This window comes from Vibrio sp. 10N.261.46.A3 (genome assembly GCF_041472995.1).
Taxonomy (GTDB): domain Bacteria; phylum Pseudomonadota; class Gammaproteobacteria; order Enterobacterales; family Vibrionaceae; genus Vibrio; species Vibrio coralliirubri.
Genome location: NZ_JBFRRH010000183.1, coordinates 1 through 25,550, shown reverse-complemented (window position 1 = coordinate 25,550; position 25,550 = coordinate 1). Strand labels below are relative to the sequence as shown.

Annotated in this window: 22 protein-coding genes; 12 read left to right on the top strand and 10 right to left on the bottom strand. The window is 45.4% G+C overall.

Annotation, left to right across the window (positions count from 1 at the left end):
- Positions 1-493 precede the first annotated feature (493 nt).
- Positions 494-1,756, bottom strand: coding sequence for an amidohydrolase family protein (locus tag AB4484_RS26495; RefSeq protein WP_248401815.1), 1,263 nt, complete (start codon positions 1,754-1,756; stop codon positions 494-496).
- Between the two features lie 405 nt (positions 1,757-2,161).
- On the opposite strand from AB4484_RS26495, the gene AB4484_RS26490 reads away from it, so the two are divergent.
- Both AB4484_RS26490 and AB4484_RS26485 read left to right on the top strand, forming a co-directional pair.
- Entirely contained in the window at positions 2,162-3,505 is a 1,344-nt protein-coding gene (locus AB4484_RS26490; RefSeq protein WP_372081025.1) for a CAP domain-containing protein, read from the top strand.
- Positions 3,506-3,833: 328 nt separating this feature from the next.
- The gene (locus AB4484_RS26485; RefSeq protein ID WP_050652312.1) at positions 3,834-4,322 is read left to right on the top strand and encodes a hypothetical protein; all 489 of its coding nucleotides are present in this window, start codon (positions 3,834-3,836) and stop codon (positions 4,320-4,322) included.
- A gap of 100 nt (positions 4,323-4,422) precedes the next feature.
- On the opposite strand, the gene AB4484_RS26480 is transcribed toward AB4484_RS26485, so the two are convergent.
- A complete protein-coding gene (locus AB4484_RS26480; protein WP_372081024.1) occupies positions 4,423-6,171 on the bottom strand; it encodes an amidohydrolase in 1,749 nt (582 codons plus the stop codon).
- A gap of 125 nt (positions 6,172-6,296) precedes the next feature.
- Positions 6,297-6,473, bottom strand: a complete 177-nt coding sequence (locus AB4484_RS26475; RefSeq protein ID WP_372081023.1) for a hypothetical protein — start codon at positions 6,471-6,473, stop codon at positions 6,297-6,299.
- A 154-nt stretch (positions 6,474-6,627) separates the two neighbouring features.
- On the opposite strand from AB4484_RS26475, the gene AB4484_RS26470 reads away from it, so the two are divergent.
- Complete coding sequence (locus tag AB4484_RS26470) at positions 6,628-7,488, top strand: AraC family transcriptional regulator (RefSeq protein WP_050646903.1); 861 nt, start codon at positions 6,628-6,630, stop codon at positions 7,486-7,488.
- 150 nt (positions 7,489-7,638) lie between these two features.
- Positions 7,639-8,169 (top strand): lipocalin family protein, encoded by a 531-nt coding sequence (locus AB4484_RS26465; RefSeq protein ID WP_372081022.1) that lies wholly within the window; start codon positions 7,639-7,641, stop codon positions 8,167-8,169.
- A gap of 123 nt (positions 8,170-8,292) precedes the next feature.
- Here AB4484_RS26465 and AB4484_RS26460 read toward each other — a convergent pair whose 3' ends face one another.
- Entirely contained in the window at positions 8,293-8,667 is a 375-nt protein-coding gene (locus tag AB4484_RS26460) for a hypothetical protein (protein ID WP_372081021.1), read from the bottom strand.
- Positions 8,668-8,740: 73 nt separating this feature from the next.
- Positions 8,741-9,046 carry a monooxygenase gene (locus tag AB4484_RS26455; RefSeq protein ID WP_048609337.1) on the bottom strand — a complete coding sequence of 102 codons (306 nt, stop codon included), beginning with the start codon at positions 9,044-9,046 and terminating at the stop codon, positions 8,741-8,743.
- A 175-nt stretch (positions 9,047-9,221) separates the two neighbouring features.
- Between AB4484_RS26455 and AB4484_RS26450 the strand changes: the two genes are divergently transcribed.
- On the top strand, positions 9,222-10,133 hold the full coding sequence (locus AB4484_RS26450; RefSeq protein ID WP_372081020.1) for a LysR family transcriptional regulator: 912 nt from the start codon (positions 9,222-9,224) through the stop codon (positions 10,131-10,133).
- Positions 10,134-10,151: 18 nt separating this feature from the next.
- Here AB4484_RS26450 and AB4484_RS26445 read toward each other — a convergent pair whose 3' ends face one another.
- On the bottom strand, positions 10,152-10,766 hold the full coding sequence (locus tag AB4484_RS26445; RefSeq protein ID WP_372081019.1) for a TetR/AcrR family transcriptional regulator: 615 nt from the start codon (positions 10,764-10,766) through the stop codon (positions 10,152-10,154).
- Positions 10,767-11,001: 235 nt separating this feature from the next.
- On the opposite strand from AB4484_RS26445, the gene AB4484_RS26440 reads away from it, so the two are divergent.
- The 7 genes from AB4484_RS26440 (at position 11,002) to cyoE (ending at position 20,746) form a co-directional block, all read left to right on the top strand.
- Positions 11,002-12,123, top strand: a complete 1,122-nt coding sequence (locus AB4484_RS26440; protein ID WP_372081018.1) for an efflux RND transporter periplasmic adaptor subunit — start codon at positions 11,002-11,004, stop codon at positions 12,121-12,123.
- 8 nt (positions 12,124-12,131) lie between these two features.
- Positions 12,132-15,230, top strand: coding sequence for an efflux RND transporter permease subunit (locus AB4484_RS26435; RefSeq protein ID WP_372081017.1), 3,099 nt, complete (start codon positions 12,132-12,134; stop codon positions 15,228-15,230).
- 733 nt (positions 15,231-15,963) lie between these two features.
- Positions 15,964-16,860 carry a ubiquinol oxidase subunit II gene (gene cyoA, locus AB4484_RS26430; protein ID WP_372081016.1) on the top strand — a complete coding sequence of 299 codons (897 nt, stop codon included), beginning with the start codon at positions 15,964-15,966 and terminating at the stop codon, positions 16,858-16,860.
- Between the two features lie 5 nt (positions 16,861-16,865).
- Positions 16,866-18,947 (top strand): cytochrome o ubiquinol oxidase subunit I, encoded by a 2,082-nt coding sequence (gene cyoB / locus AB4484_RS26425; protein ID WP_372081015.1) that lies wholly within the window; start codon positions 16,866-16,868, stop codon positions 18,945-18,947.
- Complete coding sequence (cyoC, locus tag AB4484_RS26420) at positions 18,937-19,554, top strand: cytochrome o ubiquinol oxidase subunit III (protein WP_010439790.1); 618 nt, start codon at positions 18,937-18,939, stop codon at positions 19,552-19,554. The genes cyoB and cyoC overlap by 11 nt, the downstream gene beginning before the upstream one ends.
- On the top strand, positions 19,554-19,865 hold the full coding sequence (gene cyoD / locus AB4484_RS26415; protein ID WP_372081014.1) for a cytochrome o ubiquinol oxidase subunit IV: 312 nt from the start codon (positions 19,554-19,556) through the stop codon (positions 19,863-19,865). The genes cyoC and cyoD overlap by 1 nt, the downstream gene beginning before the upstream one ends.
- An 8-nt stretch (positions 19,866-19,873) precedes the next feature.
- Complete coding sequence (gene cyoE, locus AB4484_RS26410; protein ID WP_372081013.1) at positions 19,874-20,746, top strand: heme o synthase; 873 nt, start codon at positions 19,874-19,876, stop codon at positions 20,744-20,746.
- A 77-nt stretch (positions 20,747-20,823) separates the two neighbouring features.
- Here the strand turns inward: cyoE and AB4484_RS26405 are convergent, their stop codons facing one another.
- The 4 genes from AB4484_RS26405 to AB4484_RS26390 form a co-directional block, all read right to left on the bottom strand.
- Positions 20,824-21,312: a hypothetical protein gene (locus AB4484_RS26405; protein WP_372081012.1), complete on the bottom strand. Its 489-nt coding sequence runs from the start codon at positions 21,310-21,312 to the stop codon at positions 20,824-20,826.
- Between the two features lie 209 nt (positions 21,313-21,521).
- On the bottom strand, positions 21,522-23,498 hold the full coding sequence (locus tag AB4484_RS26400; RefSeq protein ID WP_248401790.1) for an alkyl sulfatase dimerization domain-containing protein: 1,977 nt from the start codon (positions 23,496-23,498) through the stop codon (positions 21,522-21,524).
- A gap of 311 nt (positions 23,499-23,809) precedes the next feature.
- Positions 23,810-24,799: an efflux RND transporter periplasmic adaptor subunit gene (locus tag AB4484_RS26395; protein WP_048614593.1), complete on the bottom strand. Its 990-nt coding sequence runs from the start codon at positions 24,797-24,799 to the stop codon at positions 23,810-23,812.
- Positions 24,799-25,410: a magnesium transporter gene (locus AB4484_RS26390; RefSeq protein ID WP_372081011.1), complete on the bottom strand. Its 612-nt coding sequence runs from the start codon at positions 25,408-25,410 to the stop codon at positions 24,799-24,801. The genes AB4484_RS26395 and AB4484_RS26390 overlap by 1 nt, the downstream gene beginning before the upstream one ends.
- Positions 25,411-25,550: the final 140 nt, after the last annotated feature.

Here is a 25,550-nt window from a genome sequence, read left to right as displayed (position 1 = left end):
TCTTCAAGTTGATTCGGTATCATTGTTAATTCCTGATTAAAAAAATGATTAATAGTATTTACTTTTCTAAATTGTCTTATGTGCAATTTAAGGGCGTGGGGTTGACAAGATTATATTAAAATAGCACCTCCAGATAAATTATCACTTAACATTTAGTTAGAGCTATCTATGCTGAAATAATTCCATTTTCTCTGTATTTTTTTAGAAATAATCAGAGGTTTTTTATACTGAATTTTTACAGTTTGATATTCTATTTTTAATTTTCATATGGTTTTTAATACGTAAATGTAAATTAATTAATCGAGTGGAAAATAACTCGCAGCATGGAAGTGAATTTATATGTTTTATTGAGTGAATTGGATATCTAAGATTTTCAATGGAAGGTGAGAGCAGTTTTAGGCGATCCAAAAAAAGCAAACAACCAAGTTCGTCGTCTCGGTTATTTGCTTTAGATTTGTTGTTTTTATGGTGAATAGACGAGCGCTTTTCGAGGTTAAAGCGTGTTTTTATACACTTTTCCGTCTTTCATGATCAGTTTTTGTGTCTCTGTGTTTGCCACACAAGCAACACTTTCCAGTGGGTTGCCATCGATGATCAATAGGTCGGCATACGCGCCTTCAACGATCTGACCTAACTTGCCTTCTTGGTATGGGTGTTGGTAAGTCGACATTTCGAACAGGCGTCCACAGTTTGATGTCGCCATGCGAAGTGCGGTGATGGTATCGAATACTTGCTCAATCGCACCAAGTTCATTCAATTGTGTCGCATGAACGTTGGTTTCACCCACACAGTCAGTACCAAAAGCAATGTTCTGAATGTCGTATTTCTTAATCAGTTCTGCTGACTTGAACATAGCTTTGCCTACGCGTTCTGTTTTGCGGTATGTCTCCTCATTCGGCAGCGGGATCTTACGCTCTGCAATCAATGAAGAGGTAAAGTAAGAAGGAATAACCCAAATACCTTTCTCTTTAATGATCTCGGCAATGTCGTCGTCCATTATGGTGGCGTGTTCGAAAGACATCACGCCCGCTTCTGCCGCTCGGCGCATCGCATCAGAGGTGTGGATGTGCGCGGCAACATAAGTGCCGTAATCGGAAGCGGCATCAACCGCAGCTTTCATCTCTTCAGATGTGAATTGCAATGTGTCTAGCGGATCAAACGTTGAAGATGCGCCACCACCCGCCATGATCTTGATTTGAGAAGCGCCCATAAACAACTGTTCGCGAACCGCTTTTAAGACTTCTGAACGACCATCTGCCACTTTCATTGCACCAAGCTTCATCATCGGTGAATCTTCATGCCCGTTAGCTAAACGCTCTTGTGCTTGGTTTTGACGGTAATCAGAGTGACCACAGGTTTGCGAGATAGCCGCCATTGAAGGAAGAATACGTGGGCCAGTGGCATAGCCGTTGTCGATACTGTTTTTAAGGCCAAGCGTATTACCCGCCACGTCGCGAATGGTGGTAAAGCCGCGCATTAACATCTCTTCAGAAATCTTTGCTGAGCGAATCGCCACTTCTTCACGCGTCATGGTATCAATCACATTGAATGGTGCAGATAAAGTGATATGAACGTGTGCATCAATCAGGCCTGGCATGACCGTACCGCCTTGAGCATCAATCGTTTCATCGGCAATCGTTGGGTCAATCTCTCCAATCTGAGTGATCAAGTTATCCTCGATGAGGATCGATACGTTCTCGATTAAGTTGTTATCAACACCGTTAAATACGTTCGCGTTAGTGATTAGCTTTTTCATAGTCTGCACCTTTTGGAAATGAGTGTGTGTCGCTGATGGAGTCATCTTATGGGGCGTAGCATTTGAAGAATGGCCATTTGGTGACAAGCAATGACGAGACTTATCTTTTGGTGCTTTTCTATATTTCTAAGTTTTTCCTATTCGAACGTAAAGGTGTATTTCAAATCGTCGTCACCTTGTGTTGAGAGTCAATTTACCGAACTGTTACTGGCTCTAAAACGGAAGGCTTAAGGAAAATACTGAATGAGTTCATTGACTTATAAGGCGAGCATTAAGTTGACAATATCTTATAAAATGTTAAATCGGTGTCAGTATTTAGGGGCTCTGACATTGGTCTGAAATTTAAGTTCGTTCTATGAGGCAACATCCTTACATCAAGAAAAATATATGGTTAAGGATTAACTCATGAAAAAACAAAATATCTCGGCAGTCGCCCTTTTAGCACTGATTATTACAGGTTGTGGTGGAGAGAGTTCATCAGGAGGTGACAACACAACGTCTAACAACGCTAATGTTCCAAGTAATCCAAGTAATCCAAGTAAATCCGGCTCATCATCTACCTCTCAGCAGCCTGACATTAAAGCTCTTAGCAACAATATGATTTTTGCGATCGAAGGTTTTATCGAAGAAACGGATCCAATCAGAAATTTCTCATCTATTACCGTCAAAAATGAGCTGCCTGCGTTCAAGAGTGGAGATACTCAGAAGGTTGATGTGACTATCGCTGTACCAACAATCGTTATCGATAATGGCAGTAACTTTGTTAATGATTGGCACTGTTACGAAACCACAGGATTAAGCGCGCAAAGGAAGAATCATCAGTTACTTGTGGACGGTACAATTTCTGAATATCGATACGATATGCAAAGTAACTCTTGTTCTAGTGAGCACTTGGGATCGTATGTGTTTAACGATGCGGTGTTCGACAGCTCGTTGGAATTTAAAACCGTTGGCAGCGTAGTTTCCAAAGATGGGAGCGGGATAGAGTCTAATTTACCTACTTACGATTTTATCGCTCAAGCTTATGGAGAGCAGTCAAAAGAGCGGTTTGGTGATTCTTGGGAATTATTACAGCGCGACAAAATTAATGCAGCAGCTAAGGAGGTTGGGGCCTCGATCTTTGAGTTGAACACTTCATCTGGAAAGATCGATTTGGATCTAGGTCAGCTTAATAGCGACACTCTCATCGATTTCGCTTCACTAGATACAAATCAATTATTGAATGGTGCGATTTGGGGGATGCCCGGTCAAGGCGTTGCCGATGAAAAATGGTGCCGAATTGTGAATATTCCAGAAGATCTCAGTCAGAACAGTATTAAGTACCAATCTGTTATCTCGACAAATTGTGCGAGGTCGACACAACGTTATTGTGATGCCTTTGGTTCATCGTTTTCGAGTGGTAACTACCCACCAGCAGCTCCTATCGCTTGGGACAATAATACGGCGAGTAATGCCCAGTTGAACTCAGATGAGCAGTACCGAAGAGATGCTCAAGGTCACTTTGTTGTGAACAGTTCTGGTCAGAATGCGTTTGTCCTCTCATCCAATTCGGTTGTGATTCCTATTTTCGGTTACACCAGTCCGCGAAGTGATGGGCAAATTAACAATGCCGGTCTTAATAGTTGGGCTGGTCACGAAGGTCACTGCCAAAACGTGATGAATAGCCGACACACAAAGATGGGGATTGGATACAAAGCCAGTAAGTCAGATGCATCAAAGGTGTCTTATTGGACGCAAGATTTCAATTAACACACTCATTGCTTAAATATGGGGCATCCATTTAGCGTCTCTATTCTTTCTTTAGTTGGTAGTGGCAGGTTACTTGGTAGTAGTAGATCACTCGACAGTGGCAGGTTACTTGGTAGCTGCAGATCACTCGATAGTGCCATTTTACTTTACAGTGATACGTGGGCGATCAGGATTATTAAAGGTGGAGGCGCGAGGACACTATGACGATTCATTAATTTCGTGAATGATTTTGAGTGGTGTCATGAAATGGTAAGTTTTGCTTCGATTCGAACGCTAAGATGTATTTCAAATCAAGGCGACTTATCAAATTAGATTAGAGAGAGACAGAATGACTAAATCAGACAAAGTTTACGGATTCAACACACCACAACGTCTATTCGTAGGTTACACATTAGCCGTGCTGGTGGACTTGGTCGTACTTAACTTTTTCGATGAGTACTGGGACTTCGTCAGCATTGAGTCTTTCACTATCTCTTTGATAGCGGCGTTGTTGTTGCAGTTGTTGTTGAAGCTCTCTATTGGTTTAGAACACAAGATTGCCGAGCACTTCAAAAGCAAGCCGGGCACCGCGCCTAAGGTGTACCGAGCAATCACCACTTACATTATCTTGGTGGGCTCAAAATTCGTGATGTTAGAAGCGATTAACCTATTGTTCGGTGACAAGGTGAGCTTTACTGGCCCTTGGGGCGGTGTGGTAGCGTTCTTCGCGGTGGTATTTACGATTCTGGTTGCTGAAGTGATTGTATCGAAGATCTACTTTGCTCTGGATGATAAACAAGATTCAAATGTGAAAGCGCTTAAAGAGACCAGCGCGTAACACAACATAAAATACAGATGTGAATAACAGACGAGCCAGCTGAATAAGCTGGCTCGTTTTCGTTTGAGTTGCGATAACTAATTCGATGCGCCGGTTGGCTCTATTTTTCGTAAACCACATATCCTCGCAGCACCGTCATCAACACTTGAGTCTTAGCGATTTGTCTTGCTGACACTGTGGTGATGTCTCGGTCGAGAATGGCGAAATCAGCGGATTTCCCTACCTCAATAGAGCCTGTTACGTCTTCAATCCCAAGACTTTTGGCTGCATTAAGCGTGTAAGCGTCGATGGCTGTATAGATATCGGTTAGGCCGGTTTTGCCCATGATTAAGCTGTTCGCGATGCCGACCAAAGGGTTGATGTCGTGTACGTTCCAGTCACTGCTTAATGTGATATTGGCGTCGGTCTTGAGTATTGCATCGAGGTTCATCATGGCTTTGGCACGGCGAGCACCAAGGAAAGCTTCGGCCCATTGGTGTTGGTGCCTTGCAACGTAATCAGAGCCGACTTGGAAATCTGCGGTTACGTCTAATTGGCGAAAGCGAGGCACATCTTCATCATTGATTAATTCGATATGGGTTAGGGTGTAGGGTTTGGTTGAGCCTTGTTTGCGAATACTTTCTATTGCATCAAGAGATTCACGAACCGCTCCATCACCAATGGCATGAATATGGGCGCTAAAGCCGATTTTCTCGAGCGCAGTTAACCACTCCTTCATTTGTTCTGGCGGAATATAGTTCAAGCCATTAGGAGACTGGGGCAGATAAGTATCTAAGTAGGGCGCGAGCGTTTTGGCGGTGCCGTTGATGAAGATACCATCACTGTACATTTTCACCTGATCGACAAGTAACAGACGGCTTTTATCGTCGGAATACATCTTTTCAAAGACTTCTAATTGAGAAGGTATTGCCATCGATGGATACACCCAAGGGCGCAGCGAGACACGCGCCGTTAAGTCTTGATTTTGCTCGGCCTCTAGCCAAACGTCATACCAACCTCGTTTCCAATACATGCGACCGTCGCCAATGGTGGTGATGCCGTGGGCAGCCGCTTCCTCAAGTCCGAACATTAACCCTTGGTAGCTTTGCTCAAACAGTTCGCTTTGGCTGTTCCAAGCCATCTCCATCAGTTGATCGCCAGCGTTGTCCAATAAGATGCCATTGAGTTTGCCGCTGTCTGGGTCTTTTAAATAAGCGCCGCCTTGTGGGGCCGGAGATTGTTGGCTGATTCGAGCGATTTTTAGTGCTTTTGAGTTGACCCACATCGAGTGTGAAGTTTGCTCCATGATCACCACTGGGCGATCCGGGAAGATACTGTCGATGATCTCTAGCGGTGTATAGTCAGAGTCGCTATCGAGCGTCGCTTCTAAAGAAAAACCATAACCCATTAGCCAACCTCTGCCATCGGTATCAGCATTGATCTTACACGCTTCTAAGTAAGGGATTTGCTCTTCTAACGTCGCTTCAGAGTCGAGTTCACAATTGCCACCCAGCTCTGAGGCGGCTTCAAACACATGATTATGGTTGTCAATGAATCCCGGTAAGACAAAGGCATTGCCTAGATCAATGACATCAGTGCTTTGTCCTTGAAAAGTTTTCGCCTGTGATTGGTTACCGATGAAGATGATCTTGCCGTTGTGAGTAACGATCGAGTCTGACTCGCGATGCCCGTAAATATCTGCATTGATAAAAATTTGGTCAGCACTTTGGCTTTTAACGGCTGTTTGCGCTTGAACTGCTGTTTGTGTTTGAACAATAGTGTTGGCTTGTGCAAGAACCGACGCTACGGCCGTTAAGCTTGCGAGTAATGCTATACATGCAGTGCGTGGCAGAGTGAGCTTTTTGTTCATTATTATGTCTTCCATGTTCCACTGTTTAGTAAGTATAGAAAGCGAGTGGCAAGTGTGAAAATCTACATGAATGACAACTAAAAACCGTGACTAATCAATAAATTGTGGTTTTGATAAGCCTTTCATTACGACTCTTGTCTTAGGCTCTTACGTAGATCTTTCTTATATTCGTCATAAGAGTTATAGCCATAGAATTTCCAGGTGTGATCACCTTTAATATTGTGGCTGTAGGTGATCTCGGCGATCCACTGCTGACGTGTGGCAAGAATCATATCGCGAATTTTTAATAATAAAGTGTTCATAGTTGCTCTCCTGATTAAGTTCACTTGCAGTATATTTATCGGAGGCGAAGAGAAGAGTACCGTCAGTGCAATGTTCAATACTTTTCAGTCAATGTACTGATTTGGGTGGTTTGTTACGTATACTTTCAATATTAAAAGGTCATTGAGTATCGTAATGAAAGGTTACTTGGAAAAAGTGCCACAACGAGTTGGCATGTCTTGGCGCTATAAGAAAATTGTCGAGAACAGTAAAAGCTATGGTTGGCACCGACATGAAGAGTATGAGATAGCGATTCATCGTCACTTTACTGGTCATGGTTTTATTGGGCATCACCAAAGCGATGTGTTCCATAACCATATGATTTTGGTTGGGCCGGACTTGCCCCACGCTATTTATTCGGACGACAGCACGGATGACCAGCGAGTATGTGAAACGCATGTGATTTGGTTTCGTAAAGACTGGATAGAGCCATTGATAGCCAGTTGTCGAGAGCTTGAACCGTTGCGTGCACTGCTGGAAGGCTCAAAGAAAGGATTGCAGTTCTCTCCTAGTTCGGCGGAGAAGGCTACGGAATTGTTAGACAGGGTGATGGAGAAACCACCACACCAACAGTTACTCACCTTATTCTCGTTGTTTTCGGTATTACTTGATGACCAAGAAGTGGTGCAGTTGATCAACCCGATCTTTAAGGACAATGAAGGTGATGAGATCAGCGATAAGCTAGATAAGGTCGAAGCCTTCTTAATGAATCACTTTATTCAAGATATCTCGATTAACGATTTAGCCAGTCACCTATACATCAGTGAGAGCAGTGTTAGGCGTTTATTTCAAAAGCACTATAAAGAGAGCTTCAGTCAACGACTTAAAAAGATCAGGTTGAACGTCGCGTGCGACTTACTTATTAATACATCCTTGCCGGTCAGTTTGATCTTGGAGAAAGTGGGATACGACAACCAAGCCAACTTCAATCGTCAGTTTAAATCCTATAAACAGGTGACGCCGACTCAATATCGAATAGCAATGAAACGTCATTGATTCATTCGCAGACTAAACGATTCACATAAGATTCTGAATAAATTACAGTTAAGTGAACTATAAAAATGGATTTAACGTATTACCAAGGACGTAAGTTTATGTTTTCAAGAGACTTACTCGCATTACTAATAAAAACAAGTCGAGGTTAGGATGAAAAAAATATTATTGCTGCTTAGCGTAATCTTATTGGGTGGTTGTGTCGGCATGCCCGAAACGGTTAAGCCCGTTCAACAGTTCGAGTTGGACCGATACCTAGGGAAATGGTACGAAGTGGCTCGTTTGGATCACTCGTTTGAGCGTGGCTTAAATAACATCAGCGCTGAGTACAGCCTGCGTGATGATGGCGGCGTGAAGGTGATTAACCGAGGCTATTCGGCAGAAGAGGGTGAATGGAACGAAGCTGAAGGCAAAGCGTACTTCGTTGAAGGCTCTGAACAAGGCTATCTGAAAGTGTCTTTCTTTGGCCCTTTCTACGGCGCTTATGTAGTGTTTGAATTGGACAAAGAGGGCTACCAATACGCATTTGTTTCTGGCCCAGACACTGATTACTTATGGCTGCTTTCAAGAACACCCGAAGTTGCGCCAGAGGTGATGGAGAAGTTCAAAAGCATGTCTAAAGAGCGTGGCTTCAATATTGACGAGTTGATTTTTGTGGAGCATGACAATAAGCCTAGTTCTTGAGAAGAGTTCTAACGTTTGGCTCTTGAGAGCAGTTACATTTGATTGAAGAAAGGCGCCGATGAGCAATTCACCGGTGCCTTTTTGTTTGGCTTTGTTCTTTGTGCTTACTAGCTAGTTAAGTAACTAACGTTGTCGACGAACCTGCAAAACACTGAGTACCGATAGTGAAATGAAGAACGCCGGATCACTCCAGCCGAAGCCAACAAATATTCCTGTAAACGCCGCATACAATGTGATGATAGCGCCGAGCATATTGGTGACAACCAAGCCTTGGATGAGTTTTTTAGCGGATACGCTAGGTTCAATGTCTCTAAGCAGCCAGCTTATTGCAGCGATACCACCCAAGAATATACTGGTGTGTTGAGAGAGAAAGTACGCGTACTTATCATTGATCTCTACGCCGTACATTGGCCACATAAGGGTGGGTAGGAAAAACAGCGCGAAGGCAAACCCTGCGTAAATGATGCCGTGTAGGCTCAAGAATGTTTTGTTGTTCATTGTGTCGCTCTCTTTTTCAACTTGGTGATATCGCTAACCTGTCTCTTTGCTCAATACAGGAGTGAGCGATGCGTTAAGCGTTGATTGGGCCTTTATTAATGGTAGTTAATGGCTGATTGACGTCAAAAATCACACCACGCACTTCCTGTACACCCATCTCTTTTAAGCGAGCAGCATGCATCGCCAGATAGGTTTCAGCACTGAGCTGATCTTCAAATAAGTAGACGCCGCCCCCCAGTTTTTCTGCTTCGTTCTCTGTCCAGATTTTCCAGATCATGCCCGGTTCGTTGTTAATAGACTTTGCTAGGTCAACGAGTGCGTTTGACATCTCTTCACCGAAAGGGCCTGAAAATTCAAAATCAACTTGTAGTAGTTTCATGGTGTTTCTCCGTTTAATAAATTCTGTTTAGCAAATTCCGTTTAAAAAATTCCATTAACAAATAGGTGTTCAAGACAAACAAGCCATTCTCGTTTGTTGTTGAAACTCATATTACCTGTAAAAAACACACAGAAAAGTTCATAATATTGCCATTAACTGTCAGGATTTTAGACCGATGAGATTAAAGACCACCCTAGACCAATGGCAAACGCTTTACGAAATTGACCGTGCAGGCAGCATTCAAGCGGCGGCAGTGCAATTGAATAAGAGCCATACCACGCTGATTTATGCTTTGAGAAAATTGGAGGATCAATTGGGTGTGTCTTTGGTGCAAGTTGAAGGTCGCAGGGCGGTGCTATCGGAAGATGGAAAATCATTGTTGCGCCGTGCAAGCAGCATGTTGGAACAGGCGAGAGAGTTGGAACTCATTAGTGAACAGCTGGCGAAAGGCGTCGAGTCTGAAATCGTGGTCGCCGTGGATCATCTGTGTTGTCTTGAACGTTTATACAGACCGATGGCGCAATTTATGGCGGAGAACAGCACAACATCGATTCAAGTGATGGAAACGTCATTGTCTAAGACGACTGAAATGGTCACTCAAGAACTCGCCGACGTTGCCATCATCAACCTCCCTGTCACCAATCATTCTGCTGAGGCTTTTGGTTTTACTATGATGGAGCCTGTTGTTGCGAGTTCACATCCGTTAGCAAGTGCTGCATCTGTGTCGTTGAATCAATTGTCGTCTTTGCCACAAATTGTGGTGAGGGATTTAGGTGCACGCTCCAGTCAAGGCACTAAAAGCCAAGGTAACAAACAGGATGTGGGTTGGTTGAAGTCGAGTCAGCGCATTACGGTGGATAATTTCGACCATGCGTTTGGCGCGGTAGAGCAGGGCGTGGGTTACTGCCGATTACCTAAGCACATTGTGGAAAGTCGAGGTAGAAATAAGCTGACGGTGCTCAATGTCGAAAATGGCAGTGGATATCACGTTCCGCTGCATCTGACTCTGCCAAAAGGGGCCAAGACAGGCCCTGCCGCAAAACGTTTCTATGAACTGCTGCTAGAGTCAGCTTCTATGGCTGGCTAACGGTTAAATATTTTAAGATTAACGAGGTTGATTGCCGTTTAAGAACAGCGCGACACACTCTTTGGTGTATAGGAGTCTCTCTTGTTCAGACTCACCGCTTTCGTGTCCGAAGAATCCCCAATACGCCGACTTACCATGAAACATCAGCAGTAGCTGTCTTGCTGCAATGATCGGCGAGCTTGATGTCGATAAGATCAAATCACCCGATTCCACTTTGCTTTGCAGATAATCGGCAAGCAAAAGGGTAGTTTTTTGCGGCCCTGTTTCTAGGTAGATTGAAGCGATCTCTGGGTGGGTGTTGGATTGGCTCACCGCATTTTGAAAGGTCTGTCTGGACTGCTCATCAAGTAACAAATCTTGAAACTTCACACCAAACTTCACCAATTCGTCTTCCAAAGTGGCATTCATATCAAAAGCAGAAGGGCTGAGTTCGCGCTCGGCACACTTAGTTTGCATGCAGGTTTCGAAAAGCTCGTCTTTGTTTTTAAAGTGAGAGTAGACCGTTTGCTTGGAAACGTTCGCTGCTTTGGCTATCTGATCCATATTGATCTTGAAGCCATGTTCAGAGAAAAGTTGACTTGCTGCGGTTAAGATCTGCGATCTCTTCTGTTCACTCTTGATGATTTTTGTCACGTGCTTACTTCTCGTTACTTGGTGTTGGGTCGTTACCTAGCTTGTCTCTTTGCTTAATGCCTATTGATACTCAGTAATAGGTGTCTCGTTTTGCGCTAAGCATTATGCTTTTTGTGATGGTTTTATCAATCATTAACCATGAAACTTATTTTTAACACAATCAAACTAGACAGTCTAGTTTGGTTTGGTTAGTCTAAAAAAAGAACATGATGAGTACCGCATAGGAACAGGAAGTATGTATAAATTGATGAAGGGAAGCGCAGTAGCAGTGGCGTTGTCGACTCTTCTTGTCGGGTGTGGTGAAAATACACAAGCCGAGACAGCATCCGATGCAGATAATGCTGCAGTGGAATCGAATAGTGCAGCGTCGACAGTCTTAACAGTAGAAACTGTCGCTTTGGAACGCTCTCCATCGTATGTAGTACAACGTGAATATGTCGGTGTGGTAAAGGCGGGGCAGCAGGCGAATCTTGGTTTTGAATTGGCGGGCAAGGTCAATGAGATTCTGGTGGATGTCGGTGACACAGTCACAACCGGTCAGCCGTTGATCCGATTGGACACTCAACTTTTGGAAACCGAGTCTAGCCAGCTGAAAGCGCAGGCTGAAGAAGTGAAAGCTCAGTTGAGTCTTGTTGCTGCTAACTTAAAGCGTCAACGTTCATTGAAAGCGAAAGGCTTCAGTGCCGAAGCGGAGATTGATTCTCTCACCAGTGAGCAACGCGTATTGCAGGCTAACTTGCTACGCATCGATGCATCGGTAAAAGGCAACGAATTGAAATTGGTGAAATCGACAGTGCTTGCGCCTTATTCTGGCACAATCGCGACGCGCTTTGTCTCGCTCGGAGATGTGGTGAATGTCGGTAATCCAACTCTTACACTGCTTGCTTCTGAGGGCAAAGAGGCCTTCATCGGTATTCCTGCTCACCAAATGCAAAAAGTCACCTCACTTTCTTCCCCAAACATCCGAGTTGGGAGAACAGATTATGCCGTGGAGCTATTGAATCCCGGTGCAATGGTGGATACCCAATCTCGTAGTGTTGGCTTGCGTTACCTATTCCCTGAAAAGTCATCGGTACTAGAAGGGCAACTTGCCTACCTTAAATTTGATGAACAGATTGAAGAGCAAGGTTACTGGGTGCCATTAACGGGTTTGATTGATGGATTGCGCGGTGTGTGGAACATCTTTGTGATTGGTGAAGACAACAAGGTTGAACGTAGAAGTGTTCAGGTGTTGTTTGCCAATAATCAACAAGCATACGTGAGTGGGGCGATTGAAGACGGTGAACAAGTGATTGCCAGTGGCTTACATCGCTTAGTTCCCGGCCAAATTGTGAAACCAGTCAGCGCGGCTGAGTAGGTAATAGTATGAAAATAATAGAGACTATTTCCAACACTCGACTGCTTATCTTGATGACAGCACTGCTGATGGTGAGCGGCATTTCGGCGTTCATGACCTTGCCACGTGCAGAAGACCCAGTAATCATCAACCGTTATGCGAATATCACAACCAGTTTCCCCGGCGCCAGTGCCGAGCGTGTTGAAACCTTGGTAACAGAAGTTATCGAGAATAAGCTGCGTGAACTGAGTGAAGTTAAATTGGTGAGCTCAACCTCTAGGCCGAGCGTCTCAATTGTTACGCTAGAACTTAATGACACCATTACCAAGCCAGAACCCGTCTGGTCCCAAGCTCGCGACAAGTTATCTGACATCGAATCCATTTTGCCTGCGGGCTCTCAATCTCCCGATCTCGATAGCGACCATACCTATGCTTTCACGACCATCGCATCTCTAACTTGGTCTGGTGCAGGCGAGCCTGACAGATTAACGCTGGGCCGTTATGCCAAAGAGCTCGCCAAGCGGTTGCGAACCTTGTCGGGTACCGAATTCGTTGATGAATACGGGATGCCGCAAGAAGAGATTCAAATCAGTTTACGTACGGCCGATGCCGCTGCTCTAGGGCGTTCAAGTGCCAATATCGCTGAATCGCTCGAAGGGGCAGACGCCAAGAACTCTGCGGGTGAACTGGTCAGTGCCTATTCCCGTTTTGGATTGGAAATTGAGTCTGAACTGGATTCCATTGAACGTATCAAGCAAGTCCCAATCGCCACTGACAGCAATGGTCACATCATCCGCATGGAAGACATTGCGTCTGTGAAACGTGGTGAGAAAACCCCACAAGACCAAATTGCGATTATTGACGGCGAGCCGGGGGTGATTGTCGCGGCAAGAATGCATCCTGATCTGCGAGTCGATAACTGGACATCAAGAGCCAATGCTCTGATTGGTAAATTTGAGCAAGAGTTACCAAGTAACGTTAAGGTGACGGTGTTATTTAATCAGCAAGGTTATACCGAAACTCGCTTAGACGATTTAGGCAAAAGCTTGATGATCGGTTTCGGTCTGATTTTGATTGTGCTGTTTGTCACTTTAGGCGTACGTGCCGCGATCTTAGTCGCCATTTCTCTGCCGTTAACCTCATTATTGACCCTGTCGATCATGAAAATGACCGGTGTGCCGATTAACCAAATGTCGGTGACCGGTCTAATTGTGGCGCTCGGGATCATGGTCGATAACGCGGTGGTGATGGTTGATACCATTCAAGCGTATCGTTTGAAAGGGCAGCAACGAGCTGAAGCGACCATGAATGCATTGAAGCATTTATGGGTGCCGTTATTAGGTTCAACCTTAACTACCGTGTTGGCGTTTGCCCCAATTATCTTGATGCCGGGTGCATCGGGTGAATTTGTCGGTGGTATTGCGATTACCGTTTCTTTCTCGTTGATCGGCTCTTACATTATCTCGCACACCTTAATTGCGGGTTTAGCGACCAAACTACTGCCTAAGCAACTCAGTGATGTCGACAAGAAAGGCCAGCACCATTGGTACATGACGGGTTTGAGAATCCCGGCTTTGACGCGCTGGTTCTCATCTTCTGTCCGCTTTGGCGTCATGCATCCAATCATCACGATTGCTTTGGTGCTGTTGGTTCCGTTTACTGGCTACTGGAGTATGTCTCAGCTGACTGAGCAATTCTTCCCGCCATCAGACCGAGACATGTTTGAGATTCAGGTTTACATGCCACCTCAAGCGAGCATTTACGCCACCAAAAACACCTCGGAAAAAATCGATGACATCATTCATCGCTACCCAGAAGTAGAGCGCATAGATTGGCTCGTGGGCGCAAACTTCCCATCCTTCTATTACAACCTGCAAGCTAGGCAAAATAACGCGCCGTACTTCTCGCAAGCCATGGTCAAAACAGAGAACTTTGACCAAGCCAATGCGCTAATTCCACAGTTGCAAAAGGTGTTGGATGAAGAGGTGCCGGAAGCACAAATCTTGGTACGTAAGCTTAATCAAGGGCCTCCATTTACCGCGCCCGTTGAACTGCGTGTGTATGGTGAAAACCTTGATACGTTAAAAGCAATTGGTGAAGATGTTCGTCTAATTTTGGCAGGTGTTCCTCATGTCACGCACACAAGGGAAACGCTGCAACCGGGTACGCCTAAGGTGTGGTTGAAAGTCGATGAAGACACCGCAAAGCTGAATGGTATTTCATTGAACCAGTTTGCTGGCATGTTGCAAACCACGCTGACAGGTCGTGAAAGTGGCTCTGTGATTGAGGGGAGTGAGTCGGTGCCAATCCGTGTTCGTGTTGCGGATGATGCGCGTGAAAACTTGGCTCACCTGAGTAATATTCGTTTGCCGATAAGCTCTGATGTCTATTCTACGGGTATCAATGTGTCTACCTTAGCTGAGCTTGAACTGACCACAAGTCGTGGTGCGATTACGCGTAGAAATGGGCAACGTGTGAATACCATTGAGGGTTATATTGAAGCGGGAGTCTTGCCTCAAACCGTGCTCAATGAATTCCAAAAACGCCTAGAAAGCTATCAGATGCCATCGGGCTATACGATTGGTTTTGGTGGTGAATCTGCTGAACGAGATAATTCAGTCAACAGCCTAATCTCGAACGTCGCAGTCGTGGTGGTATTGATGGTGTTGGTGGTGGTGATGTCGTTTAACTCGTTCCGAATGAGCAGCATCATCTTCATGGTAGCAGGATTGGCAGGTGGGCTAGGGTTGTTGTCGGTGTGGATTTTCGGTTATCCGTTTGGCTTTACGGTGATTATCGCGATGCTCGGGATTGCAGGCTTAGCGATTAACGCGGCCATTGTGATTCTGACCGAATTGAAACTCGATAAAGAGGCTTCCTCCGGGAATGTCGATGCAGTCGTTGAGGCCGTTATGTCATGTACTCGACATATCAGTTCAACCACGATCACAACCGTGGGCGGTTTTATGCCATTGATCATTGCTGGCGGTGGTTTCTGGCCTCCGTTTGCGGTCGCGATTGTGGGCGGTACCGTGTTAACCACGCTTATCTCGTTCTACTTTGTGCCGGTGGTTTATCACTTGATGACTCGAAATCAGCGAAAAACCATCGCGACTCAAGCTGCGTAACTGTCTTTCAATTTAACTGCTCTTCAATTGCCCATAATCGAGCCGTATCTGGCTCGATTATGGTGTTGTTATTCTCGATAAATTCATCCCAACTCCTACCATTCTGTTGTTCTTTTCACCGCTATTACGCCCTCAATGAGTCAAATTATCCTTTCTGTTAACCACAATATTCTTTCAATTCGTCACATTAGTGCATCGATGAATGATTGGTTATCTTGTTGGTGAATGAGTGGGCATTTTGAATAATCTAATCAGTGAATACCTTGTAAATGGTATGTGAATTCACAATCTTGACGGGCGTCACACTTCTATTTATTCGCTCTTTCTAATGTACCTTGAACTTGCCCTGAGCTGTGGTGACGCGCGAGTGTTTATCTGCTTTTTCTAAATCCCTTGTCAGCACTGGCTCCACCCATGTAGCACGCTACTGCTGTGTGTCTTAATCCTCTTCTACTTCTTAGTTTTCGCATCCATAAATGGAAGGTTAGTTTCCAAGTTTGTTTGGTGAGCTTTCAAATTCAACTCTTCATAATGCGCCAAATGTAACAATGTATTTCAAAATGTAACAATTAAGTCGTGTTTTCTGTGTGGTTTTAACCCAGCAGTAACGGGCTCTATTGCATTGCTTTTTGAGATGCGGCGTTTCACATGCTCAACACATAAATATTCTAATGATCATGACAACCAGTACTTAGGCGTTCGTTCTGAGGCTGGATAACCATCGAGAAAGTTAATGGAAGCTTCAAGATATAAACGCATTTTATCGAGGACAAGTTTGTCGAAGATTGGTTTGCTGGGAACCATTCTTATGCTCGAAGGATGTAACACCGCATTGCTCGACCCAAAAGGTAGCGTTGGCGTTCAGGAAAAAGAGCTGATTATCACGGCTCTGTTGCTGATGTTGATTGTCGTCATCCCAGTAATTCTGATGACCATCTACTTTGCTTACCGATACCGCGAAAGCAATACCACGGAAGAGTATGCACCAGACTGGGCGCACTCAACCAAAATTGAAATAGTGGTATGGACAATTCCAATCATCATTATTGCGATTCTAGCCACCATCACTTGGCGAACAACTCACGAACTGGAGCCATCTAAGCCTCTGGAAAGTGACGTTAAACCTATGGTGATCGAAGTGGTCTCTCTGGACTGGAAATGGCTGTTCATCTATCCGGAGCAAAACATTGCGACGGTTAACTATGTTGCGTTCCCGAAAGATGTTCCAGTGACGTTTAAGCTGACTTCAGACAACATCATGAACGCGTTCTTTATCCCGCGTCTTGGTTCGCAGATCTACGCGATGCCGGGAATGGTGACTAAGTTGAATTTGATTGCAAACCACGAAGGCGACTTCAAAGGTTTTGCTTCGAACTACAGTGGCAAAGGGTTCTCTCAGATGAAATTCACCGCATCGGCCATGCCTGATCAAGTGGCGTTTTTAAACTGGGTAGAGAAAGTGAAAGCAAGTCCTGATCGCATCGAAGATTGGGAGCAGTTCCGTTCATTGGCCGCGCCAAGTGTGGCTGAACCTGTGACGCTGTTTTCTAGTATCCCACCATTTTTATTCACTGATGTCGTGACCCAGCACCCTGGTTCAATGAACTGTCTGCCGGAAACCCAAGGATAATCGTCATGTTTGGAAGATTAACTCTAGACTCAATTCCCTACCACGAACCCATTATTTTGGTCACCTTAACCATGATTGCTTTGGTGGGTGCTTTAGTGGTGTACGCGGTCACTAAAGCCGGTAAGTGGCAATACCTCTGGAATGAATGGTTTACGTCTGTAGACCACAAAAAACTGGGCTTCATGTACATTGCGGTTGCGATGGTGATGTTAGTTCGTGGTTTTGCTGATGCGGTCATGATGCGCAGTCAGCAATTGCTTTCTGCAGCTGGTGAGACGGGCTATTTACCGCCACATCACTACGACCAAATCTTCACGGCTCACGGCGTGATCATGATTTTCTTCGTCGCGATGCCATTGGTTATCGGTTTGATGAACATCATCGTACCGCTGCAAATTGGTGCTCGTGATGTTGCATTCCCTTATCTGAATAACTTGAGCTTCTGGCTGTTTGTAGTGGGGATTATCCTAACCAACATGTCACTGGGTTTAGGTGAATTTGGCCGAACGGGTTGGTTGGCGTATCCGCCGCTGTCTGGTATTGAGGCGAGCCCGGGAGTCGGGGTCGATTATTGGATATGGGCACTGCAAATATCCGGTGTGGGTACCACGTTAACGGGTGTGAACTTCTTCGCGACTATTTTGCGCATGCGTACTCCGTCTATGCCAATGATGAAGATGCCAGTGTTCACTTGGGCATCTCTGTGTGCCAACATCCTGATCATCATCTCTTTCCCAATCCTAACGGTCACCATCGCGTTACTGACTTTGGATAGATACATCGGCACGCACTTCTTCACCAATGACCTTGGTGGCAACGTGATGATGTATGTGAACTTGATTTGGGCATGGGGACACCCTGAGGTGTACATCCTAATCTTGCCTATCTTCGGTGTGTTCTCTGAAGTGACTGCAACCTTCTCTCGCAAAAAACTGTTTGGTTATACCTCACTAGTATGGGCGACAGTGGCTATCACTATTTTAGCGTTTGTGGTTTGGCTGCATCACTTCTTCACCATGGGTTCTGGCGCCAATGTGAATGCCTTCTTCGGCATCGCTACCATGATTATCTCTATCCCGACTGGGGTTAAGATCTTCAACTGGCTATTTACCATGTACAAAGGTCGTATCCGCTTCACCACACCAATGATGTGGACTGTGGGCTTCCTTATCACCTTCACTGTTGGTGGTATGACAGGCGTATTGATGGCGGTTCCGGGCGCAGATTTCATCCTGCATAACTCGGTATTCCTGATTGCTCACTTCCATAACGTAATCATCGGTGGCGTAGTGTTCGGCTGTTTTGCTGCGATTGGTTACTGGTTCCCGAAAGCGACCGGCTTCACTCTGAACGAGCTTTGGGGCAAACGCGCATTCTACTGCTGGATCATTGGTTTCTTGATGGCGTTCTTGCCGCTTTACGCTCTGGGCTTTATGGGCATGACGCGTCGTTTGAGCCAAGACATCAACCCTGAGTTCTTCCCACTATTGGCGGTTGCTGCTGCAGGTACGGGCGTGATTGCGATGGGTGTGGTGTGTCAGTTCGTTCAGATTTACGTGAGTGTTCGTGACCGCGACCAAAACCGAGATCTAACCGGTGACCCGTGGGGCGGACGTACCTTTGAATGGGCAACGTCTTCACCACCGCCGTTCTACAACTTTGCAAAACTGCCCAAGGGCGATGAGATCGATTCGTTCTGGTATCAAAAGCAAAGTGGTGAGTTTGACCCAACTCAGGAAGAAGAATACGAACGTATTCATATGCCGAAGAACACACCGACAGGTATTTATGTGTCTGCATGGGCGTTGGCATTTGGCTTCGCAATGATCTGGTACATCTGGTGGCTAGCGGCTGCAAGCTTAGTGGGCATCGTGGTGACGTGTATTCAACACAGCTACAACGACGATGTGGATTACTACGTGGAAGTTGAAGAGATTAAAGCGATTGAAGCGGCTCGACGTGCACAGCTTGCAGAAGCGAAGAAACAGTCAGTGAAAGTCGACCATTCTGGTCGTGGTAACAGCGCTGACGGTGACAGTGATAACAACGAAAATAAAGATGATTTGGAGACGACGTATGCAAGCTAATACTCCGTCACACACTTATGATCTTGCACACTCGCATGATCATCACCACGAAGCCGCGGGCAATAAGTTGTTTGGCTTCTGGGTTTACTTGATGAGTGACTGTGTCCTGTTTGCCACGCTTTTCGCGACGTATGCCGTGCTTGAGAGTGGATCAATTGCAGGGCCGACAGGTAAAGACATCTTTGAACTGCCGTTCGTGTTTGTCGAAACCATGATGCTGCTGTTCAGTAGTATCACCTTCGGTTTTGGCATGATTGCGATGAAGCGCAAAGACGTGACCGGACTGAAGCGCTGGATCAAAGTGACTTTCGTATTGGGCTTAGCCTTCATCTGTATGGAAGTATATGAATTTCATCACTTGATTGCAGAAGGCTATGGTCCTCAAGAGAGTGCGTTTCTTTCAGCATTCTTTACCTTGGTTGGCACACACGGCTTGCACGTAACGTTCGGTCTGATTTGGATGGCGGTGGCGTATCACCAGCTTTCAACCAAAGGATTGAACGACAACATGTCGATGCGCTTCCAGTGCTTGAGCTTGTTTTGGCACTTCCTTGATATCGTTTGGATTTGTGTATTTACCATCGTGTACTTAATGGGGGTGATGTAATGGAACAGCATCTAGACAGCGGTGCAACGGATTACGTGAAAGGCTTTATTGCTTCACTGATTCTCACCATTATTCCGTTCTACATTGTGTGGGCACATGCGCTACCAAGCACGGAAACTTACGTGATCTTGTTCGGTTGTGCGCTGGTACAAATCTTTGTCCACTTTAAGTACTTCTTGCACATGGAAGCGAAATCTTCCGATGGGTGTTGGAACTTGGTGTCACTGATGTTTACCGCCATTGTTGTATTGATTCTTATCGCTGGCTCGGTATGGATCATCTACAACATGAACGTCAACATGAAGTTGTAGGCTAGGGTATGCTGAAAAGATATCTGTCTATCACCAAACCGGGCATCATTTTCGGCAACCTGATTTCTGTTGCGGCGGGGTTCTTCCTCGCCGCAAAAACAGAACCAGCCAGTGCGATGTTGTTACTTACAACATTAGCGGGTGTGGGACTTGTGATTGCATCAGGTTGTGTGGTGAACAACATCTTTGATCGAGACATCGACCAAAAGATGAAGCGCACACAAAATCGAGAATTGGTTCAGGGCAACATCAATACAGACGTCGCGTTTGTCTATGCCTTGGTTTTACTGCTCTCAGGCACAGCGCTTCTGTTTCAGTTCGCTAATCCGATTTCTGCGGTCATGGTGTTGCTTGGCTATGTGTTTTACGTCTTTTTCTACACAATGTGGTACAAGCGTACATCGGTTTACGGCACTTTAGTTGGCAGTATCTCTGGCGCAGTTCCACCATTGGTGGGCTATTTGGCTGTGACGAATTACATCAGCCTTGAAGCAGTATTGTTGTTTGTGATGTTCTGCTTATGGCAAATGCCACACTCGTACGCGATCGCGATGTTCCGCATTCAAGATTACCGCGATGCAGGCATTCCTGTTTTACCGGTGAAAGAGGGTGTTGATAAAGCACATCAGCACATGAAAGCTTATGTGGTGGCGTTTGGTGCGGTTGCTCTGGGGTTATTTTTACTCGGAGAGGCGGGTTATGAATACCTAGCCGTGTCGGCAGCCGTTTGCTTTATGTGGACCAAAGTGACATTCCGCAAAGTCGATTGCCTCAACTACATCCAGTGGTCAAAGACCGTGTTTAAGGTGTCACTGTTGGTGGTGATGAGCATCAGTGGTGTGCTGGGATTGGAGTTGATTCCGTTACCTACGCTTTTTTGATTTAAGTTTGTCGTTGAACCCTCAATGTTCGGAAGTCCGAGGGTTTGACGACCTTTTATCTGTTCCGCTTTAAGCTATTACCCTTCAAAAATATCACCAAGCCAATCTTCAAGCTGTTCTCGTTTATCTTGTGGGCCGTTGATGATCACTAAGCCGTTTAGTGTCGCGTGATCCCAAGAGATGGTGCCCGTTGCTAGCCCATCGAACACATCGAGTTCCGTAATCAGTAATAGATCTTCCTCGGTAGGCAAAGTGTCTCTGCCTGACACATCGACGCCCTTCTCAAGTTTCACTTGGCTGTAATGACCTTTAATTGCTTCGAATAAGTTGAACTCAATTTTGCTTGGGTGGGGTTTCGCAAGCGCAGCCTTGATCGCAAAGAGTCGAAAGTGATCTGGCTTATTGAGGTTGTTGAATTCATCGTCTTGTCTGGCTGTGATGACGTTGCCAAACACCTCTAGTGAACCGGGCTCTGTCACCAAGCTAAATCCGGTATCTTGGTGAAGACCACAGGCAAACGTGAGTGAAGAGGTGAGTGAAAGAATCAAAGCAAATCGTTTTAACATAATGGTTATTGAGACCTATAACAGGGTGAAGAATCTGACGGAAGAAGCCGAACCTGGCGACAAAAAAAGGGACCACAAAGGGTCCCTGTATTTGTTTGTCGTCCATGTGAAGCGGTCAGCGAATCGATTGATAGCTATTTAGCGAGATTGTTTGCTAAGTAGCTTTCGTCAAAGAGCCATCGTCGAAGAGCGACCGTTCGAGCTCGTTATTAGCGAACGATGAGCATGATCTCTTCTGGAGTCATTGGTTTATCGAAGTAGCTCATGAATTGACCGAAACCTTTGATGTCGCCGTTCGAGAACTTGAATGCACCAGACTGTAGGTTGGTACCAATCACTTGTTGAGCGTTTGGACCCGCAATCAAGATTTGGTTCAGTACTGCACGAGTGGTGTCGATTTGAACGTCTGCGCCTTTCACTGCTTCTTCGTGTAACTGAGCAATACCGTTGCGAATTTCGATAGTGAATGCTTCGTTCGTATCAGAGAAGTTGTACGTTAGCATCATGTTCACGTCTAACGAGTTTTCTGCGATAAGCGTTGAAGTCATCATGTCGAAGATCTGCTTGCTTGGTAGTGCAGTAAGAACGTCAACAGAAGCGAAGCTGATCATGTTAGAGAAGTCACGTTTGCTCTCTAGTTCAGCCGCCGCGTTAAGCGCCCAGTTACGCCAGTTGATGTTCACTTGGTCTGCAGCCCATGCTTTGTAAGCTTGTGCTTTCATCTCACGAGCTTCCATATCTTGCTTGTTTACCGTGATTGGGTAAGAAAGAATTTCTGCTGCAAATGTGTAGTTCTCAGCCTTAATTGCTGCTTGTGCAGTAGTAAGGATGTTGTCACGACCGCCCATGATCTCTACGAATGCTTTAGCGCGTTGCTCGTAAGCCATTGGCTCTAGCTGCCATGGATCCGCTTCGAAGAAACCGTTGTAACCTACGTAAATCTGACGTACGGCGTGTGCAACAGTACCGTAGTGTTCACCTAACCAAGGGTGTTCTGCAAGGTGCTTAGGAAGTTTAACTACTTCAACTAGCTCGTCTGGCGTCATACCTTTGTTCATGTAACGGATAGTTTGATCATGAGTGTATTGAATCGCATCACGGTAAGCCGTTAGTACGTCAGCTACTGCTTCTTTACCTTCAACAGGACGACCGTGAGAGTTAATCATGATCTCAGTGTCGAACTTACGCATTACGTCGATGCCCTTGAACCACATTGATGGGTCACGGAATTTAGTACCACGGATGGTGTGAAGGTTAGGGAAGTTCTCACCTTGAAGTACTTCAGCCGCGTGTAGGATTTTCTGGTCTGGGAAGTAAACCACTAACTCATCTTTAGTTTCAGATGGCACGTTCTCGATGTGCATTTTCACGCCAGCAATTTCGATTTCGATGTGGCTTTGGCTTGGTACAAGCAGGTTTGGTTCGATGAACGAGATAGCACCTTGCATGAAGCGCGGACCAAGGCCGTCGTTTACTGTGCCGTGTTCGCCTTCTTCTACGTGCTTAGCTCCTGTGTAAGAAGTACGGTGACCAAATAAAGTACCTAGGTTTGAAGACCAGTTAGCCACGGCAGCGGTTAGGCCTTCTTCAGCGATGATTTTTACTTCACCTGATGCCACTTCTTCGTCAGTAACCCATGCACGTACACCAGAGATGTGGTCGATGTGGTTGTGAGAATAGATGATGGCTTTAACCGGCTTGTCGGTGATTTGACGGAACTGCTCTTTAACCGATTGAGCCATTTCTACCGACTCGCCCGGATCAACAATGATGATGCCGTCCGTACCTTCAATCATGACGGGTGTATCTAGACCGAAACCGTAACCAAGGTATACGTTGTCATCCACTTTGATGATTGCTTGGTCCATTTTACGACCATGCTTGGTGAGGATTGGGTGAACATGGTCAGACTCAGCAGTGTAAGCTAGAGAATCGCCTGTTTTCGAAACAACTTGGATGCGCTCGCCTTTGCCCCAGAACATGTTTGATTTGTGTTCGAATAGAACCTCGCTCTTGTAGCGAGCATCAAGATCAATGTTTTGGTATTGCGCAGCATTTGCTGTCTGAAGTTCTTGGCCGACTTTCGATGTCGCTTCTACAGTTGGCGTTGCAGATGCAAAACCAGAAGCAAGTAGAGCGCTCGCGATAGCAACAGGAAGCGCCATTTTTTTGAATGTATTAGTCATGGTCGTGACCTTATATTTGGATACAGGAATTGGATTTCTTGAGCCAAATGATAGAGGTGGGGGAGGTCGCTATCTACGCGCTAATAATATTTCAATCTATCGTTTTTTCGATGGTTTATTTGACCAGCGATTGTATTGGCGATTAATTTTGATCTAAATCAATTAGTAAATGAGCTTGCAACAGATACAAAAATGCCCTGAAATTCAGGGCATTTGTTTTACAATTAGTCGCTAGTTCATGAGTGGCTGTTATACGAGTGAATAACAGTCACATCATTGAATGCTTAATCGTATACCAAGAGCTTAAGCGCTTACCAAGCACCTAGGTATGACTTGTAAGATTGTAGGCGAACTGTTGCTGCGCCGATTACATCAATGAAGCCCCAGAACGGATGCGGCTTCTCAGCCGAGATCCAAGCCGCGCCAGTTGAACCAATAGGGATGTTGTAACCTTCTGGTTCAATGATCTCAAGTACGATAGTACGACCTAAACCATTGCCGTTTCTTACCACGTGTTGACCGACGCTTTGTGGCCCCTGAAGTGGAGAAATACTCGACTCACCAGTACCGGCATTAAAGCTGTGTACTTTTGCTCGGAACACGTGACCTGGGTATGCATCAACGAAGAACTCAGCGAAGTCCCCTACTTGAACATAGTTGTAAGTTTGGTCTGAAATACGCATCTCAAGGAATTTTTTGCTGGTGTTGTAGAGGTGCATGTTACCCATAACAGAACCTTCAGCAATGTTCACTATCGAAACCTGACCGTCAAACTCAGCTCTAATGGTCTTTTTCTCTTGCGCCCAATTTACTTTTTGTAGATCGGCTTTTAACGACACAAGTTCAGCGTGCAGCACTCGAAGATCAGAGTCGTACTTTTCTACGTCACGCATATTGAAGATTTCAGGTGACGTTTCAGCACGCTCTAAGTCGCGATTCATTTGCTTGATCTCTTCTTCTTTCTGAACAATTGAAGATTCGATCTTTGCTTTGTCTGCGGCTGAGTCAATGTCGACGAGTGTGTAAATTACGTCGCCTTCTTTAACCATTTGGTTGTGCTCAACAAGCACTTGGTCGATCTGCTGGCCAAAGATAGGTGACATCACCGCGTGTGGTGCTTTCACTGTGGTTGAGTTGGTTAAATCAACGGGTGCCCACAAGCGAGAGATTACCGCTAATACCGCAAGAATCGTTACGCCACCAATGGCAGCCCATGTGTAGTTCTTGAAGTTCTTCTTAAGTGCGCCTGTCGCAAACAGTGACCATACAATTAGGATGTATGGGATCATCATCTCTTTCATTATGCGACCTCTTTTTCTGTAGCGGATGGTGTTGTTGGAGTCTTTTCTTCTGAAGCCTGTTCTTTTGAAGATTGCTCTACTGAAGACGGCTCTGTTACCGGTTGTTCAGGTGATACGTGGACTGCGGCTGTCTCTGTATTGGTCACGTCTTGTTTAGGCTGAACACCACGGCGAATCACATCACTCAGTGATTGACCAATATGTTTCCAGTTCGCCAATGCGATAACCAAAGCGATAACCCAGAACGTTTTGCTGATGAAGAGTCCGCAAAGTGACAGTGCAAACACGATCTGAACGTGAGCGCTTTTGTGCTCTTTTGCTTTATGCACACCCAGTTCATGCAACTGCCACATGCCGTAAACACCGGCTAAAACCACAGCAATGGTCACTGAGAACAAGTAACCAGAGAAGGACTCCATCTGGAAGAAGTTCATCATCATTTCATTGGGATGATTGTTGAATTGAGACATGTCGATGTCTTTAGAATGGATTGTGCCTAATGGTGCAAGAGCCCATGCTCCAGCAAACATCACCGCCATAAACAGGCAGAATTTAATCAAGACCATCACAACGGCCCAGATTTTCTGGAAAACGATTTTAATAAAGTTCATATCTCAACCTACATCAATAAGAAGAGAGAATTTGCAGCCTAGAAGTCTAACTTTTAACGACATCTTAAAAAGTAGATGTCTATTATGTGGGTAGATTGGTGCGCATAATAAACAAAAGTAATATACCGAATCAACTTGAA